This window comes from Tritonibacter scottomollicae, from assembly GCF_003003215.1.
Lineage (GTDB): Bacteria > Pseudomonadota > Alphaproteobacteria > Rhodobacterales > Rhodobacteraceae > Epibacterium > Epibacterium scottomollicae.
The window spans coordinates 1-17,367 of sequence record NZ_PVUF01000014.1 but is presented as its reverse complement, the minus strand read 5'-3'; the positions used below and the strand labels follow the sequence as shown (position 1 = coordinate 17,367).

General features: G+C 61.0%; 15 protein-coding genes and 2 pseudogenes. 6 read left to right on the top strand and 11 right to left on the bottom strand.

The genetic code is table 11. The annotated features are described in order from the left end of the window. Positions 1 to 8 precede the first annotated feature (8 nt). From CLV89_RS17620 to CLV89_RS17600, 5 genes are read right to left on the bottom strand one after another with little or no spacing between them, the layout of a single operon-like run. A complete protein-coding gene (locus tag CLV89_RS17620; RefSeq protein ID WP_106164990.1) occupies positions 9 to 851 on the bottom strand; it encodes a carbohydrate ABC transporter permease in 843 nt (280 codons plus the stop codon). 9 nt (positions 852 to 860) lie between these two features. Next, a complete protein-coding gene (locus CLV89_RS17615) occupies positions 861 to 1,811 on the bottom strand; it encodes a carbohydrate ABC transporter permease (protein WP_106164989.1) in 951 nt (316 codons plus the stop codon). Next, positions 1,793 to 3,052 carry an ABC transporter substrate-binding protein gene (locus CLV89_RS17610; RefSeq protein ID WP_106164988.1) on the bottom strand — a complete coding sequence of 420 codons (1,260 nt, stop codon included), beginning with the start codon at positions 3,050 to 3,052 and terminating at the stop codon, positions 1,793 to 1,795. The genes CLV89_RS17615 and CLV89_RS17610 overlap by 19 nt, the downstream gene beginning before the upstream one ends. Before the next feature lie 48 nt (positions 3,053 to 3,100). Continuing rightward, the gene (locus tag CLV89_RS17605; protein ID WP_106164987.1) at positions 3,101 to 4,294 is read right to left on the bottom strand and encodes a PLP-dependent transferase; all 1,194 of its coding nucleotides are present in this window, start codon (positions 4,292 to 4,294) and stop codon (positions 3,101 to 3,103) included. Further along, complete coding sequence (locus tag CLV89_RS17600) at positions 4,287 to 5,042, bottom strand: FadR/GntR family transcriptional regulator (RefSeq protein WP_243395054.1); 756 nt, start codon at positions 5,040 to 5,042, stop codon at positions 4,287 to 4,289. Before CLV89_RS17600 ends, CLV89_RS17605 begins: the two co-directional genes overlap by 8 nt. Before the next feature lie 223 nt (positions 5,043 to 5,265). Here CLV89_RS17600 and CLV89_RS23235 point away from each other — a divergent pair, with 223 nt between their 5' ends. Both CLV89_RS23235 and CLV89_RS17595 read left to right on the top strand, forming a co-directional pair. Then, entirely contained in the window at positions 5,266 to 5,484 is a 219-nt protein-coding gene (locus tag CLV89_RS23235) for a helix-turn-helix domain-containing protein (protein WP_417818531.1), read from the top strand. Next, positions 5,481 to 6,590, top strand: coding sequence for an IS110 family RNA-guided transposase (locus tag CLV89_RS17595; RefSeq protein ID WP_106164985.1), 1,110 nt, complete (start codon positions 5,481 to 5,483; stop codon positions 6,588 to 6,590). Before CLV89_RS23235 ends, CLV89_RS17595 begins: the two co-directional genes overlap by 4 nt. A 365-nt stretch (positions 6,591 to 6,955) precedes the next feature. Here CLV89_RS17595 and CLV89_RS17590 read toward each other — a convergent pair whose 3' ends face one another. From CLV89_RS17590 to CLV89_RS17565, 6 genes are all read right to left on the bottom strand, one after another. Next, positions 6,956 to 7,975 (bottom strand): Ldh family oxidoreductase, encoded by a 1,020-nt coding sequence (locus tag CLV89_RS17590; protein ID WP_106164984.1) that lies wholly within the window; start codon positions 7,973 to 7,975, stop codon positions 6,956 to 6,958. A gap of 57 nt (positions 7,976 to 8,032) precedes the next feature. Further along, a complete protein-coding gene (locus tag CLV89_RS17585; protein ID WP_106164983.1) occupies positions 8,033 to 8,683 on the bottom strand; it encodes a DUF3726 domain-containing protein in 651 nt (216 codons plus the stop codon). Further along, complete coding sequence (locus CLV89_RS17580) at positions 8,680 to 10,371, bottom strand: hypothetical protein (RefSeq protein WP_106164982.1); 1,692 nt, start codon at positions 10,369 to 10,371, stop codon at positions 8,680 to 8,682. The genes CLV89_RS17585 and CLV89_RS17580 overlap by 4 nt, the downstream gene beginning before the upstream one ends. Positions 10,372 to 10,482: 111 nt before the next feature. Beyond that, a complete protein-coding gene (locus CLV89_RS17575) occupies positions 10,483 to 12,027 on the bottom strand; it encodes a BCCT family transporter (RefSeq protein WP_106164981.1) in 1,545 nt (514 codons plus the stop codon). A gap of 64 nt (positions 12,028 to 12,091) precedes the next feature. Further along, positions 12,092 to 13,072 carry a membrane dipeptidase gene (locus tag CLV89_RS17570; protein WP_106164980.1) on the bottom strand — a complete coding sequence of 327 codons (981 nt, stop codon included), beginning with the start codon at positions 13,070 to 13,072 and terminating at the stop codon, positions 12,092 to 12,094. Continuing rightward, positions 13,072 to 14,520: an aldehyde dehydrogenase family protein gene (locus tag CLV89_RS17565; RefSeq protein ID WP_106164979.1), complete on the bottom strand. Its 1,449-nt coding sequence runs from the start codon at positions 14,518 to 14,520 to the stop codon at positions 13,072 to 13,074. The genes CLV89_RS17570 and CLV89_RS17565 overlap by 1 nt, the downstream gene beginning before the upstream one ends. Before the next feature lie 116 nt (positions 14,521 to 14,636). On the opposite strand from CLV89_RS17565, the gene CLV89_RS17560 reads away from it, so the two are divergent. From CLV89_RS17560 to CLV89_RS22935, 4 genes and pseudogenes are all read left to right on the top strand, one after another. Then, positions 14,637 to 15,563: a LysR family transcriptional regulator gene (locus tag CLV89_RS17560; protein ID WP_106164978.1), complete on the top strand. Its 927-nt coding sequence runs from the start codon at positions 14,637 to 14,639 to the stop codon at positions 15,561 to 15,563. Positions 15,564 to 15,726: 163 nt separating this feature from the next. Continuing rightward, positions 15,727 to 15,990: pseudogene (locus tag CLV89_RS17555) on the top strand (transposase); the annotation flags it as partial. A 69-nt stretch (positions 15,991 to 16,059) separates the two neighbouring features. Further along, a protein-coding gene (locus tag CLV89_RS17550; RefSeq protein ID WP_106164977.1) for an IS5 family transposase occupies positions 16,060 to 16,817 on the top strand; the annotation gives its coding sequence in 2 pieces (ribosomal slippage) (positions 16,060 to 16,396 and positions 16,396 to 16,817; 759 coding nt in all). A gap of 418 nt (positions 16,818 to 17,235) precedes the next feature. Continuing rightward, a pseudogene (locus CLV89_RS22935) lies at positions 17,236 to 17,367 on the top strand (IS3 family transposase); the annotation flags it as partial.

Below are 17,367 nucleotides of genomic sequence, written 5' to 3'. Positions count from 1 at the left end.
TGGCCTCCCTAGCCTTTGACCGCGCCGGACGTCAGCCCTTGCACGAGGTAACGTTGAATGAAGATGAAGAACAGGCAGCTGGGCACCAGCGCCAGAACGCCCGCCGCCATCATCTGCCCCCAGTCGACAGAGAATTTGGACACAAAGGTCAGCAGCCCCACCGGGAAGGTCATCGCGTCGTTCTTGGAGATCAGCATCAAGGCAAACAGCAGCTCTGACCAGGCGGCGGTGAACACAAACCCCAGCGTCGCGCCCAGTCCCGGCAGCGTCAACGGGAACACCACCTTGTACAGGGCCTGAAACCGGGTACTGCCGTCCATCATCGCCGCTTCTTCCAGATCCTTCGGAATGCCATCAAAGAACGACTGCATCAGGAAGGTGGCAAAGGGGATGTTGAAGGCGGTGTAGACCACAATCAGGCTGGTGAGCGAGTTCAGCATGCCCACCTGCGAGATGATCTTGTAGATCGGCGCGATGATCATCAGCAGCGGAAACATCTGGGTGATCAGCATCACCGCAATCAACAGCTTCTTGCCCGCAAAGTCGAACCGAGAGAACGCATAGCCCGCCGCAGCCGCCACCAGCGTGGTCACCGCCGCGGTGCCCAGCGACACATACAGGGAATTGCCAAAGTAGGACAGAAAGTCGGTTTGCAGCAGCACGGTGCGGAAGTTGTCCAGCGTCACCGCGCTGGGGATCACCTGGGTGCCTTCGGTAAAGACCAGCGCATCCGGGGTCACGGCGATCTTGATCAGCCAGTACAGCGGGAACAGCGCAAACACGAGATAGCACAGCAGCGCGGCATATTTGGCAACGGTGGCAGCAGGGCTGCGGCGAAGAGCGGCAGGCATGGCGTGTCCTTAGATCTTGATGAGTTTCTTGCGCAGCCACAGCACGATCAGCGAATAGATCAGCAGGATCAGCAGCAGCGCCACCGCGATCGTCGAGGCATAGCCAAAGTCCAGCTTGCGGAACGCGGTTGTGAAAATATAGGTCGACAGGATCTGCGTCGAATTGGCGGGTCCACCGCCGGTCATGACAAAGATCAGATCTGCGAAATTGGCAATCCAGATGGTGCGCAGCATCACGGTGATGGCAATCATCGGCGCCAGGAACGGCAGGGTGATCTTGCTAAAGGTCTGCCAGGCGCTGGCACCGTCGATTTCGGCGGCTTCATACAGCTCACCGGGGATCGATTGCAGCGCGGCCAGCAGGGTGATGGCAAAGAACGGCACCCCAAACCAGATGTTGGCCATGATCGGCCCCCAGATCGCCAGCTCCGGGTCGCCCAGAATGTTATAAGGCTCGCTCAGGATACCCAGATCCGCCAGCCAATGCGGCAACGGGCCGATCACCGGGTTGAACAGCCAGGCCCAGGTCAGTGCGGAGAGGAACGTTGGCACCGCCCAGGGCAGGAACACCAGCGCCTGAAACAGCCGCTTGCCAAAGAACTGCGTGTTCAGGAGCAAGGCCAGCCCCAGCCCCAGCAGAAACTGCAAGCTCACCGACCAGAAGGTCCAGAAAAACGTATTCTCCAACGCGATCCAGAATTTCCTGTCGCTCCACAGCGCCGCATAGTTTTCAAACCCAACCCAGCCGCTGTCGAATGGGCGCAGAAGTTCAATCGACTGAAAAGAGTAGGAAATTCCGATGATCAGCGGGATCAGGATCACCGTGCCGATCAACACGATCGCAGGCGACAGATAGGCAAAAGGCTCCACCAGATACTGAAGATACAGGGAGCGTCGTGCCCGGGGTCTCCGGGGCACGACTGTTTTTGTGGCGCGGGCAATCACTGCGCGGCCTTCCATGTGGCATATTCATTGGTCAGGAACTCGGCCCATTCATCGGCAATGTCCTGCGCGCTGCGCTGACCCAGCAGGGCTTCCTGGCTGGAATCCAGCGCGATGCTGTCCGCGAAATAACCAAACTGCTCCAGATAGACCGGCATCACGGTCGGCACATATTCGTCGCCGTTTAGCGTGTCGAACCAGCCTTTGAACTGCTCGGTCTTAAAGTGCGGATCCTGATCGGCGCCCTTGTGTACAGGGATCACACCAATGCGCTTGGCCCAGGTAGCGTTGGCCTCAGGGGCCGAAAGATGCGCAATCAGATCAAAGCTCTCGTCTTTGTGCTCGCTGGCTTCAAACATCGACCAGCCGACAAACCCAATGGTCGGGAACGCCTTGCCCGCCGGACCAACCGGCATCGGGATCACGGCAAAATCTTCGGCTGGCATCCGCTCTGCCACCGCAATCAGCGCATCCGGGTCTTGGTCCAGGAAGGCACAGGTGCCGGAATAGAAGCCCGCCACGATCTCGTTAAAGCCCCAGCTGACGCTGTCCTTGGGGGCATAGCCCTTTTGGTACATGTCGATCAGATACTGGATGCCCGCTACAGAGCCCGGTTCGTTGATCCGCGACTTGCCGTCCTCGGTGAAGAACTCATTGGTGCCGTTCATCGCGGCCGCCATCATCACCCAAGCGTTCAGACCACCGGGACCACCGCGCAGGCAGTAACCGGACTTGCCGTCCAGCTCAGACACCGCAGCCGAGGCCGCCATGAACTCTTCCATGGTGGCAGGCGGGCCATCAACGCCGGCCTCAGCCAGCAGTGTCTTGTTGTAGAACATCGCCCGCAGATAGAACCCATAAGGCAGCATATGCATCTCGCCGGTCTGGCGACCCATCTGCACGGTCTTTTCGGTCAGCGTGCTGCCATGGTCCCAGCCGGCAACATAATCATCCAGCGCCACCAGCTGATCCGACCCGGCATACAGCGCCGCCCAGCGTTCCGGCATCTCGACGATGTCCGGCACATCGCCGCCCGCAACCATGGTTGCCAGCTTTTCAAACGCACTGCCCCAGGGCAGCGACACGATCTCGACGTTGACGCCTTCATTGGCGGCCTCGAACTCATCGACCAGCGTTTGCAGCACTTTGGTGCGCTCGGGGCTTGTGATGACCTCAACCAGTTTGAGGTTTGTTTCCGCATAAGCTGCCGAACACATCAGCATGCCCGCAGCGGCGATCCCTTTCAGAAGATGTTTCATGAGTTCCTTCCCTGTTGTTGGTATTGGTTGGTTGTCTTTTCTGCGCGCTCAGCGCTGGCTTGCCGCCAGTGCCGTGGCAAAGTCCGCCCATAGATCCTCGGCCTCCTCCAGGCCCAGGTTCAGCCGCACAAGATTTGGCGAGACGCCAAATTTCTGCATAGAGTTCTGCTCACCGGCCTGCGCCAGTCCAATCCGGGCCGGCATCACCAGGCTCTCGAACCCACCCCAGCTGACCCCCAGCTTGAAATGGGTCAGCGCGTCGCAGAACGTCGGAATATCCACACTGTCGTCGAACTCCACGCCCATCAGGCCGGACCTTCCGGTCAGGCCCGGCACGTCATTGGGGCCGGGGCTGCGGATTTTGCGCACCTGTGGCAGCACGCTCAGCCGATCCACAAACAGATTTGCGGTGGCCTCGTGCTGGCGCATCCGCGCCACCAGCGTGCGCAGCCCGCGGGTGAGTAAAAACGCCTCAAACGGGGCCAGTTTGGCGCCCAGCAAGGGAACGGTCAGATCACGGATGCGGGCAATATGATCGTGGGAGGAAACAACCACGCCCGCAACCGTGTCCGAATGGCCCGAAATATACTTCGAGGCCGAATGCAACACGATATCCACGCCCAGCGTCAGGGGGCGTTGGAACAGCGTGCCTGCCCAGGAATTGTCAATCATCGTCACCGCGCCATGGCGTTTGGCATGTTCCGTCACCCGCGGCAGGTTTATCACCTCAAAGGTGTTGGAGCTGGGGCTCTCCAGATAGGCGATGGTGACACCCGCCAGCAGTTCTGGATCGTTCTCAAAGGCGCTGACCGGGTGGTACTCCACCTCCACCCCAAAGGGGCGCAGCAGCCGTTCCATCAATCGGAACGTATCCGGGTAGACATGTTCCACACAGGCGATCCGGTCGCCGGGTTTCACATAGGCCAGCAGGGTCGACGAAATCGCCGCCATGCCAGAGGCAAAGCCAATGGCCGCCTCGCCCCGTTCTGCCTTGGCCATCAAGTCCTCGAATGCAGCCACGGTGGGGTTCTGCACGCGGGTATAGATCGGGGAGCTGGTTTTGCCTGACATGCGGTCCGCAAAGGCCTGATAGCTGTCAAATGTGAACAGCGAGCTTTGCACGATGGGGGGGGGCACCGACCCGCCTACCCCAGCCTGCCCCGACTGCCCTATCTGCCCGAGTGGGGCATCTGCTCCGTGAGTGGCGGCAAGCAGTGTTGCAAGGGCGGTTTCATCAATCATTCTTGGTCTCCAGAACCTGGCGGATTTCGGCCTCGACGATGGACAGGATCTCGTCCATCAGCCGCGTGGCTTCTGCTTCGTTGCCCTCTGCAATCGCCTGTGCCAGTGGCGGGTGCAGCGGGATGGTTTCGTGGCCCAGATGGGGCTTGCCCAGCGGGGCTTCATAGACTTCCTTGAACCCTTGTTGGATCTGCTGGATCAGCTGACCAAACAGCGGGTTGCCGCAGGCTTCATAGATGGCCCGGTGAAACAGGTCGTCGGCCGGGCGCCAGTCTGTGTTGCTGCCATAGACCTGCATCAACTCGCTGACGCGGGTGGTGATTATGGCGGCGTCCTGGGGGCTGCGATTGCGCGCGGCCAGCCGCACCGCTTCTACTTCCAGTGGCCGCCGCACCGCATGGGTCCGAAGCAGGCTTTCGGCTTCCAGTTTCATGGTCACCGGCAGATGGATGGCGTTTGCCGCCACTTCAGCTGCCAGCCTGGTGCCGGCCTTTTTGTTGCGCACCACAATGCCCATGCTCTGCCAGGACGTCAGCGCCTCACGCACCTTGGCCCGCCCGATCCCCAGCCGCCGGGCGATGTCCACCTCTGGCGGCAGCCTGTCCCCGATCCGCAGCCCCTCGCGGTCAATCATCCGCGACAGCGCATCCAGCACATCCCGGCTGGTGCTGCCGGGCGGCAGGATCGCAAGCGTTTCGCCTGCGGCCTGCGTCTGTGTTTGCTGGTTGGGATTGGTCGGCTGGGTCACGGCGGGTCCTGCTCTGCGTTTGCTGAGACAAGGCTTGCACATAATGTCCGACAAAATCAACAATAATGTCGGACATAAAAATTTTCGCGCTTAGACTTTTGAAAATAAACAGATTTTGTCGTTTTTTGCGAATTTATCTCGGTGGCGGTTCACACAATCGGCGCAGTTCACAGGGCTCTGTTGATGGCGTGGATGCCCCTCCCGACGGCATCAATGTGCCAGGGTGGGTTTGCAAAATCTCGTTCAAGCCGGAATGACCGCCGGCCAAGCCGCGAAACAATTCGGTATCGCAAGGTCAACTGCTTACAGGCTGATCAAAGAAGTGGGCAAACACAGCCGAGTTGCCTTAGTTGCCTTAGACCAGATGAGCGTTTTGCGGCGGGCGTGGTGCCCGTGGTTTTCACGGCGAACATGGATTGTTCGACGGAGGAAATGCAAATGAACAAAACGCTTTATGTGGGCTTAGACGTCCACAAGGATAGGATTGCAGTGGCTGTCGCTGAGGATGGACGCGGCGGTGAGATCCGGTTCCATGGGGTCATTGCCAATTCGGCGGATGCAGTGCTGCGGCTGACAAAAACGCTTACCCGGAATGACCACAGGCCATCATTTTGTTATGAAGCAGGTCCATGCGGCTACGGCCTTCACCGGCACTTGGTGAAGCTCGGATTTGAGTGTGCCGTTGTCTCTCCCGCGATGATCCCACGTAAAGTGGGGGATCGGATCAAGACAGATCGGCGTGATGCGGAGATGTTGGCCCGGCTCTGGCGCGCTGGAGAACTGACGCCAATCTGGACGCCCGATGAAGAGCAAGAAGCGATGCGAGACCTGATCCGCACGCGCAAGCAGGCAATGGATGCGGTGAAGGTGGCCAAGCAGCAACTGCTCAGCTTCCTGCTGCGACATGGACTCACGTATGAGACGGGTAGCTACTGGACGCAGCGGCACCGCCGGTGGCTCGCCGAGTTGCGCCGGTTCCGTTTCACGCATCAGCAACTCGTCTTTGAGGAACTCAAACGCGCGGTGGACCAAGCCGAGGAACGGGTTGCTACGCTGGATCAGGCAATCGAAACTGCTATCGTTGATTGGCATTTTGCGCCGGTAGTTGATGCCCTGCGCGCCTTGCGCGGTGTGAACACGACAATTGCCGCGACTGTTGTGGCAGAGATCGGTGATATCACGCGGTTCGAAAACCCGCGCCAACTCATGTCCTGGCTCGGCCTCGTGCCAAGCGAGCATTCCAGTGGCAGCACCGTCAGGAGAGGACGATTGACCAAAGCGGGGAACGCGCTGGCGCGCACCATGCTGGTCGAGGCGGGGTGGTCATACCGACATCCTCCCAAAGAAGGACATCCGTATCTGAAGCGCTCGGCGCATCTGCCGCAGGAGATCAAGGATATTGGCTGGAAAGCTCAGACGCGGCTTTGCAAACGGTATCGCGACCTGAGCCGGACAGGCAAACCGCAGCCCAGAGTGTTGGCCGCAATCGCCCGGGAACTGGCTGGGGTCATTTGGGATATCGCGCGAAAGACACCACTCACAGCTTGAACGCCAACTCAGACTGCCTGTGCAGCACGCTGGAGATGGCGGCCATGGATAGGGAAATCCTCGGTCTACGCTTTGGGACAAATATCCGGTCTTAGAGAAAGGTCACCCGTATCGAATTTGGTCAGGCGGTATCCAATCCGCGGATGAGAGAATGACAACCATCGGTTCGGCCTGCCGTCTCCAGCGCCTGTACAGGCCACAGATTTTGACCATCTCGCGCCAGCGGGGTAGTCTTATCGTGCCGGGAAAATCAAAAACGCTCATGAGAGGTGTCATTCTGCCCACAGCGGGAACAGACCCCTATCACAGGTGACGGCAGTCAAGGTAACAGCGCGTCTAGTGGCGCCCCGGCGAGAGTGCGGAGATCAGCTCAGGCTACGCACGGTCTCAAGCAAGGCTGCGTTGACCTCGACGCCGCGCTCCCCGGCGCGTTGGCGATGGGTATTGCGGCCATCGCCTGGAAGCCTCGCGCCCTCCTGCGCGTGGATAGACTCGACAAGGCAGCGCAGCTTGTCGGCGTAGCCACCAGCGGAACTTACCTGCGGATCAATGGCGATGAATACTTGACCGGTGCGCGGCGGCCCGCCTGCGGTGCCGGAGAACGGGCTGGCCTGGGTGCCTAGGTTCGCTCCGGTCATTGCCGCCGCGAGCAGTTCGACCAGCAGCGCGATCCCAACGCCCTTATAGCCCCCCGAGGGCACCATGGACCCCTTGAGCCCGGCTGCCGGATCCGTGGTCGGTTGTCCGGCCTCGTCCAGTACCCAGCCTTCGGGCACCGAGCGGCCTTCTCGGGCGTATTTCATCACCTCGCTTTTGGCGATCGTGCTGGCGGACTGGTCGATCAGAAGGGCGGCGCTGTCGTGCTCACCCGTGCCTGTGGCCGGGGCAGCGATGGAAATCGGATTCGTCCCGACCACCGGCGTGGCCCCGCCCGAGGGCGCGATCGAGGCGGGCGCATTGGTAAAGCCGAGCCCGAGCAGGCCGGCCTCAGCAAGGCGCCGGGTGTGCACGCCCAGAACCCCGCAATTGTAGGAATTGTTTACCGCCAGCAGGGCGATGCCCATGTCTCGGGCCAGCGGGATCAGCTGTTCAAAGCCCTGGTCGATCGCCGCATGGGCAAATCCGGTGGCGGCATCGGCGCAAATGACGGCGGGACGTGGCTGCGACAGGATCGGGATGGCGGTGCCGTCCACCTTGCCGCAGACCACATGCTGCGCGTAGATCGGGATATAGGCCAACCCATGGGAAGCGACGCCATCGGCCTCGGTCATGGCGGTGGCGACGGCCAGCGGCCGGGCGTTCTGCGGTGATGTGCCAGCCTTGACCAGCGCACGAAAGGCAAGGTCTTCGATGGCACCCAAGGAGAGGGTTTCAGTGGCGGTCATTGCGGATCTTTCTTCTGCTAGGGTTTGGGGCGGCGACGGGAGAGAGACACCGGGCGGTCAGTCATTGTCGCTGAGCCCGGCCCCGGCGCCGCGCAGGCGGCTTTCTTCGGTTGCCGGGGCAAAGGTTCGCTGCGCAAAGGTCGACAGCCGTCGCCAGCTCTGGTCGGAGACCTCGGCGCGCAGCACCTGTTCGCGGCGTCCGGTCATCTCTGCCGGGGTCCCAAAGCAGATATGCGCGGTCATCGGCGCTTGGAGCGTGGCGCTTTCACCTTGCAGGCAAAGCTGCCGCCCGTCCGTGGCCACTCGGGCCCCATCCCATTCTGCCATCACTGGATGCTTGAGGCGCAGCGCCGCCCCGGCCATGAATGGCACGGTCAACAACGGGACGCAGATGTTCTCCATCGCGATGGTGCCACGCTCCAACAACCGCATCGCGCAGTCGCTGAGCGATGCACCCGCGATCAGCGGGCTCATGCGACGCGCGGGAGCATGCCAGACGGGCGCGCGCAGGGACACGGGCGAGACATCGATAGGCGGGATGCGGTCGTTCATTTCCAAGAGATCCGCTAACAGGTCGGTGCCGGGAAAACCGAATGCCGACAGCCAGCGGGTGCCTTTGGCCGCCTCTTCCGCGAGACCCCAGGACAGACCTGCACCGCGCGCCGCGCGTTTGCTCATGGCTTCGATTTCATTAAGGGAGTGGCTCATGCGTGGCCCTCCGGTAAAGTGGGGTAAACCCAGAGATCGGCGGTCTCCGGCGACAATTCGCAAGGCAGCGGGGCGTTGCCATACATGCAGATGCGTACCCAGCGATCAGAGCGCGGATCGAATTTGGTCGCACCGAAGAACGCCAGCTTGCACCGCAGCATGTCTATCGGCATCACCCGGTCGGAAATCGTGTTGTCGCGAATTTCCGCATAAGGCGCGCGGCCCACGATTTGGACCCGGCGCAGCACGTGCCGGTGCTCGGGATGGCGCAGGATGAATTCGGCAACTTGCGCCTCGTCCGGCCAGTGTTTCAGCGCCGCATGCAGCAGGGCGGCATCGCGGCCCGGAGCAAGCGGCTGTTCATAGGCTTCGATCGGCTCCTCGAACCGTTCGCCAAGGCGCGGTTCCAGCTTTTCCTCGGACACGTACCAGGCGCGGGCCTTGTTGCCCGGCTCCGACCAGTCTGTCTCTATGGCCCAGGCATAGATCCGGTCCAGCAAGTTGCGCAAATCCCTGATCGACATGGCGCCGGCGATGCGGAAAGTGGCAGTGTTGTCGGCAGACATGGTGGCGGCCAGATCATCCACCAGTGTCCCGTAGGGTTCCAGCATCAGAGAGGCGATCCATTCCTGCCCTTCCAGCGACAGGGTGGTCTCGGCCCAGCGGTAGAGTGTATCCCATGGGGTGGGCGCCGACAGATCCGCCCGCTCCAGGTAGCCGCGCAACTGGTCGATGTCGTCCCTCAGCGCCTTTAGTTTGCCCAACTGAACCGGGTGTTCGGAGTGCCAGCTGTTGACCAGCTGCACAGCGCGGTCGAACAGGTCGCGAAACAGGGCAATGTCCACAGGGCTGGCCTGATCGAGGCCGCGCACCCGGCTGAGGGCAGTCTCCCGTGCGGCGATCCAGTTGTTGAACAGCACCGGGTGGTTCAGCAGGAAGGGGGCCATGCCAAGCCCGGTGGAATTGCCAATCCCCATCGAACGCGCCAGTTCGGGTGCAAGGGTCGCGGCGGTCTTGCCCAACCGCGCGGCGCGGCAATCCGCCATATGTTGTACAAGGTCGGTGACGAACCAGCGGGTCAGGTAGACCGAGAGCATCTCGGCCTGAAACGGCACCCGGAATTCGGGGCGGTCGGCGATCATCTCGCGATCTGCCGCGCCCAACTTGCCGGAGCCGTAAACTGCGGTGGTGCGCATCAGGTAGCCGACGGCGTCGATCTGTACCGCGTCGGGCTGCTGTCCGGCGGCCAGCGCGGTCACCACATGCTCCCACAGCCGCACCGAGCGGTTGGCGCGAGAGACCGAAAGCTCGCTGCCGGTGACGCGGCCTGCTTCCTGCAGGGGGATATTCTGTGCCAGCCGCGCGATGTCCTCAGGCGTCGGGATACCGTCAAACAGGGTGAAGGTCGCGTCCCAGGCGTCGGCGATCACCCGGTCGGAGCGTTTCTCCGGCGGCAGGTCATGCGCAAAGGCGATAAGCGAATAAGCGCGGTCAGGTGTATGGGCAGTATAGACTGCATGGCCCTCACCGCGCTCGTTGATCTCGAACACTGTTTGTTCGAAGCGCCAACCTTCGCGCGCCATGCGGCGGGTTAGGATCCGCATGAACGACAGGCGGAACTGGTGGATCGAGCCGAGGCGCGCGAGGCGCATTACCAGATCTGGATCACGGGCGGGAACGTCGGTCATGCGGTCGAGCCTTTAAAATGGGTGTGCGTCGATAGAGTCCGTGTGTATGTCGACCGGAGCACCTCCAGCCAGGATAGACGCCCGGGCACGCAGGTGCGCCCGGGCAAAGGTTCAGCTTTCTTTGCCTTTAGCTAGCGTGATGCGCAGCGCATCCCAGAGCGAGGGCAGCAGGAGCAGCGACACCGGCACCGCCGTTACCACGATGAAGCTCTGTAGCTTGGAGACACCGCCAGAGCCGACGGAGATCAGGATCACCGCCATGACACCCATGGCAACGCCCCAGAACACCCGCACGGCTGTGGGCGGCGTGTCGTCGCGGCTCATGGTGGCGGAGATCACATAGCTCATGGAATCGCCGGTGGTGGCCACAAAGATGGTGGTCAGGATCAGGAAAAGGACCGAGATCACAAAGCCCATCGGCAAGTTGGTGGTGATCGCCAGCAGAGCGGCGGGCAGGTTGAAGCCTTCGAAGGCGGCAGAGATGGTGCCGGGTTCCGCCAGTTCCATCGCGATGCCGGTGCCGCCGACAATGGTGAACCAGAAATTGGTCACGATCGGTGCAATCACCGAGAGCATGAGGATGATCGAGCGGATAGAGCGCCCACGGGAGACTCGGGCGATAAACATCGCCATCAGCGGTCCGTAACCCATGAACCAGCCCCAGAAAAACACTGTCCACCAACCAAGCCAGCCGGGATCGCCGAACACGCCCGCTTCACCGCGGAACAGGGCCATCTGGAAGAAATTGCCGACATAGGTGCCAAATCCGGAAAAGAACGAGCCGAAGATGAACGTGGTCGGCCCGGCTACCAGCACGAACAGCAGCAAGAGAGCAGCCAGCACAACGTTGATCTTTGAAAGCATCTGGATGCCACGCGACAAACCGGTCATTGCGGAGATGGTATAGATCGTGACCAATCCGGCGATGACCGCGAACTGAGTGGCAAAGCTGTCGGGCAGACCAAAGAGATCACTAAAACCATAGCTGACTTGCAGACCAAGAAAGCCGATCGGCCCGACGGTCCCGGCCACCACCGCGATGATGGAAGATGCGTCAGCAATCAGCCCGATGGGGCCGTGGATCGCCTTGTCGCCGAACACCGGGTAGAGCAGTGTACGAGGCGCGAGTGGCAGTCCCTTTTCATAGTGGTAATGCATCAGCATCACCGTGGTCAGCGAGCCGAGGATGGCCCAGGCAAGGAACCCCCAGTGCATGAAGCTCTGCGCGATCGCCGGGTTCACCGCGGCCTCTGTCGCGCCTTCGGCGCCATAAAGCGGCGGCGAATAGAGGAAATGGGCAATCGGCTCTCCCGCCGCCCAGAAGACGCCCCCGCCCGCAAGCAGGGTGCACATGATCATCGACCCCCACTGGAAGGTGGTGAATTCCGGTGCCGTAAGCCCGCCCATGATCGCCCGCCCGCCAGGCAGAACGCACAGCACCAGCCCGATCAGGAAGGTCGCCAGCAGCAGCACCTGCCAATACAGCCCAAAGTAGGTGGCCGCGATGTTGAACCCCCAGTCGACCGCTGCCGAGAGCGCGTCGAGGTTGATCAGCGCCGCCAGGCAGAACAGTGCGATAAAACCGCCGGAGATCAGGAACAGCGGCACGTTCACGCGGCTGTCCTTTTTGATTTCGTCTTGTGTTGCGTCGGACATAAGTCCCTCCCGTTGTCCGCCCGTGCCGCGTCTGCCGCGCGGGCAAGTTGTCCTCTTCGACCGGTTATGTTGTTGTTTTGGGGCCAAAGTTTTCAGAAAAGAAGCGATACCAGTTGCCGCCCATGATGCCGCCCACCTCCGCCTCGCTTAGGCCGGTGGCGCGCAAGCCGCGCTCGATATTGGAAAAGTCGCGGTTATCGCGGAACCATTCGGGCATGTCCGGGAAACCAGGCGCGGATTTTGACCCCTCGCCATAGTCGATTTCTTTGGTCCAGCGGCCCACGCGCATCCATTCCACCACGCTGTCGGGCTGGTCCTGACACAGGTCGGTGCCGATCCCGAGTTGCGTCGCGCCGAACCGTTCGGCGGTGCGGGCCACCATTTCGCAGAAGTCCTGCAAGCTGCATTCCGATTTGCCCTTCAGGTGATGCGGGTAGACCGAAAAGCCGAACATGCCGCCGTTTTCCGTAACCGCACGGATGACGTCGTCGCGCTTGTTGCGCAGCGCCGGGGCCCAAGCATGCGGGTTGGCATGGGTGATTGCGATGGGCCGGTCGGAATGGTCTGCCGCCGCGATGGTGGAGCGATCGCCGGAATGGCTCATGTCCACCACCAGGCCGACACGATTCATCTCCCGCACCACCTGCTTGCCCATGCGGGTCAGCCCGGTGTCCTCGTCCTCGTAGCAGCCCGAGGCCAGCAGCGACTGGTTGTTGTAGGTCAGCTGCATGAAGCGGGCGCCTAGGGTGTGTACGATCTCCACTAGGCTGATATCATCCTCGATCGGACTTGGGTTCTGGAATCCGAAGAACACGGCCGTGCGTTCGGTGGCTCGGGCGGTGTCGATATCGGCGGCTGTCTGCCCCTTGAGGATCAGATCCGGAAATTGCTCGAACCAGCGGTTCCATTTCTCAAAGTTGAGCACCGCTTCGCGGAAATTCTCGTGGTAGGCGATGGTGACATGGATCGCGTCCACGCCACCTTCGCGCAGCTGCCGGAAGATCTTTTCCGACCAGTTGGCATATTGCAGGCCGTCGATCCGCATTACACAGGCCCGGCGCTGATGTAGGCGGTCTTGACCGTGGTGTAGAACTCTGCCGCGGCCTTGCCCTGTTCGCGCGGCCCGTAAGAGCTGTCACCGCGCCCGCCAAAGGGCACGTGGTAGTCGGTGCCCGCCGTCGGCAGGTTCACGGTCACCACGCCGGTACGTGCGTTGCGGCGGAAATGGGTGGCGCAGGCGAGCGAGCGGGTCACGATGCCCGATGTCAGGCCGAAGTTGGTGTCATTCACCACCGACAGCGCCTCGTCATAGCTTGCGACCTTGATGACCGAGGTCAGCGGCGCGAACATCTCTTCGCGGTTGATGCGCATCTGGTTGGTGGTGTTCAGGAACACGCCCGGCGACATGTAGAAGCCCTCGGTTGCCCTCTCCAGCCGCTGGCCGCCGCAGGCCAGTTCCGCGCCCTCGGAACGGCCAAGATCCACATAGGCGAGGTTGTCGGTCAGTTGCTGCTTGCTCACCACCGGGCCCATCTGGGTGCCGTGCTCCAGCGCATGGCCGACCGTCATCGCTTGGGTGCCGGCTACCAGTTTCTCAACAAAGGCATCGTGCACGGCCTCATGGACCACAAGGCGCGAAGACGCGGTGCATTTCTGACCGGTGCCGCCGAATGCGCCGCCAACGGCCAGCGTCACAGCCAGGTCCAGATCCGCGTCGTCCATCACCGCCAGCGCGTTCTTGGAGCCCATTTCCATCTGCACCTTGGTCAGGTTCTGGATTGCCGCCGCCGCGATGCCCTTGCCCACCGGCACCGAGCCGGTAAAGGAAATCGCGTCGATCTGCGGGCTTTCAACAAGCCTCTGGCCGATGCTGCGGCCAGCGCCCATAACGAGGCTGAACAGCCCCCGGGGAATATCCTGGCGCGCGATAATCTCGGTCAGGGCCACGGCAGAGGCCGGGGTCACATTGGCCGGTTTCCACACCACGGCATTGCCATAGCACAGCGCCGGCGCGATCTTCCACGCGGCGGTGGCGGTGGGGAAATTCCACGGGCTGATGATCGCCACGGTGCCGACGGGTTCGCGGCGCACGTCGATTTCCACACCAGCACGAACGGAGTCGGCGTTCTCGCCCAACTGGCGCAGGCATTCGGCAGCGTAGTAGGTAAAGAACTGACCGGCGCGATAGATCTCGCCCCTGCCCTCGGCCAGCGGTTTGCCTTCTTCGCGCGAGAGCAACGTGCCGAGTTCTTCGGCCCGGGTCATCAGCTCGGTGCCGATCGCCATCAGCACCGCCTGTTTGCGTTCCATCCCGTAGGCGGCCCATTCCTGCTGCGCGCTGCGGGCATGCGCCAGCGTCGCATCAAGCTGATCGCTGCTGGCCTGGGCAAACAGCCCGACCAGATCGGAGAGGTCGGAGGGATTGCGGTTCTCGATCTCGCCTTCGCCAGCCTGCCATTCGCCTGCAATCAGGTTCTTTTGAATCTCTCTCATGGATGTCTTGCCTCGTCAGGAGTCCGTTTTCTCCGGTATGGACTCGCTGATTTCATTCAGGCAAACTTAAAGTTCTTAAGTAAATTTCAGATTTGCTGAAATTCAGGAGCAAAACCATGCTCAAAATTGAGACTTTGCGCGCCTATGTGACCGTGGCCCGCAGCGGCAACCTGAGCGACGCGGCAGAGGTTCTGGGCAGAACTCCCTCGGCCCTGTCGATGATGTTGAAACAGCTAGAGGCGCATCTGGACGAACCGCTGTTCGAGACGGATCGGAAGAACCGGCTGACGGCCTTGGGCGCTTTTGTGCTCGAGCAGGCGGAGCGGGAGGTTCAGCATTTCGACACCACCGTGCGCGCCATCGAGGGATATGCCCGCGCCGTCTACGGGCGGGTGCGGATCGCAACCGTGCCCTCGGTTGCAGGCACCATCATTCCGCAGGTGTTTTCGCGCTACATCAACGACTTCGGGGAGGTGGACGTCGAGGTTCGCGACATGGACTCCAGCTCTATCCGGCATGAGCTGTCGCGCAATCGTATAGACATTGGCATTGCCACCAAGGGCAAACATGATGCGGGGCTTCACAGCGAGTTGCTGTTGTCGGACGAGTTTGGGGTGATCTGCGCACCTGACCATCCACTGGCGCAGCAGGATGGGCCAGTGAGCTGGGCAGAGCTGGCCGAACATCGCCTGATTGCCAACAGCCTCTCGGCCGGGATCGAAGCGGCCGCTGCGCGGGACCTGCATGCGCAGGCGCTACTGACGGCGCAGAACCTGACCTCGATCTTTGGCATGCTGCGCGCGAAAATCGGGGTCACACTGCTGCCGGAAATGGCCATATCGGCTGCAGCTGTGGGTGAACTGGTGTTTCGTCCGCTAGCGGATGCGACGGCGCGGCGCGAAATTCACCTGCTGCGTAAGGCCGATTCGTCTATCTCGCCCGCGGCACGCTTTCTGGAAGAATGCATCAAAGAGACGGTGGCGACGTTGCAGGTCGGGTCGGAGGCCGCTCTTGATGCTGCGCGCCTGTCAGACGCGCCCTGAACCGTGCCTCAACCGCTCTCCTATGTGGATCGTTGCAGACCCACCTTGGCAAATTGATGCCGTCGGGGGCGTTTACATCACCAAAGCCAACACAGCTAGGGTCAGAATTCACTGATTTCGGCCACGCTGCGTGTTTCACGCGCCGGAAAACAGAGCGGTGATTATGAGCGGTTTTTTTTGGCTGTCCGACGAGCAAATGGCACGTCTGGAACCTTTTTATCCGAAGTCTCATGGCAAGCCTCGAGTTGAAGATAAGTGTGTTTTAAGCGGGTATTATCTTCATCAACCGCAATGGGTTAAGGTGGCGCGATGCTCCTAGCGCCTATGGCCCTCACAGTTGAAGGGGACCGTGGCTCCGGAAACATTCTACAGTCGCTGGAAGCGCTGGAGTGAGACATGTGTTTTCGCTTGGATGATGGTGGGGCTGCCCTAGGGTCAGAATGCATTGATTTCTGTTGCGCTGCGTGATTCACGCTTCCGAAAACGGAGCGATGACATGAGCGATCTCTTCTGGCTGACCGACGCGCAGATGGCACGTCTGGCTCCCTTCTTTCCCAAGTCACACGGGAAGCCCCGGGTTGATGACAAGCGGGTGCTGAGCGGGATTATCTTCATCAATCGCAATGGCTTGCGGTGGCGTGACGCTCCTGCTGCATATGGCCCGCACAAGACGCTCTACAGCCGCTGGAAGCGCTGGAGCGAGAAAGGCATCTTCGCGCGGATGATGGCCGGACTGGCGGCGGAACACGGCGAGAAGACGACCGTGATGATCGACGCGACATACCTCAAGGCCCACCGAACAGCGACCAGCATGGCCGCCAAAAAGGGGGGCTTGGTCGCCTGATTGGTCGAACCAAAGGCGGTATGAACACCAAGCTGCATGCCATCTGCGACAGTCAGGGACGACGAATCGACCTGTTCGTCACCGCCGGACAGGTCAGCGATTATATCGGCGCACGCGCGCTGCTCAGTGGTCTGCCAAACGTCAAATGGCTACTCGGGGATCGTGGCTATGACGCCGATTGGTTCAGAGAAGCGTTGCTGGACAAGGGGATACGCGCCTGTATCCCAGGCCGGAAGAAACGCAAGACACCGGTCAAATACGACAAAAGGAGACACAAGCGGCGCAACCGCATCGTGATCATGTTCGGCAGGCTCAAGGACTGGCGGCGCGTCGCGACCCGCTATGATCGATGCCCGAAGGTGTTCCTCTCAGCCATCGCCCTCGCGGCTCTCGTCATTTACTGGTTATGAATCCTGACCCTAAGAAGCCCGATATACATCAGGAATCGCGACCTCCGATGTAGAGCCAAAACAGACCGTTGCAATTAGGCGGGGTCCACATACCTCCATACAGGTCATTCGGGTCAGGGACCCGAGGGGTGAGATACCGCGCCCCACTCAAGTGAAAGTGGAGCGCCGATGCTCGGTGTTATTACGCTAGCCCTTTGCCAAATGGAGCGGTGTTGGTGCTGCCATAGTGCGAGCGGAAGACGCTATTTTGCTAACTACATCGTTCAGTCACAGCTGAATTCCACCAAGACGCCGGTATGCGGGAGCCATCGGTGTGTGAAATCTGCGTTTTCAGTTTCTGTGTCACGAAGTGGAGTGCCCCCACTGAAGTGGTCCACCTTTTGGGATAGGAATATCCCGTTTTCAGGAGGACGACGAGATGGCAGGCAAACGAGAGAAGCCCGAGGACATCGTGCTGAAGCTGCGACAGGTTGAGGTGCTGCAAGGGCAAGGGAGCTCGGTTCAGGAAGCCGTTCGGCAAATCGGTGTGACGGTTCAGACTTACTACCGG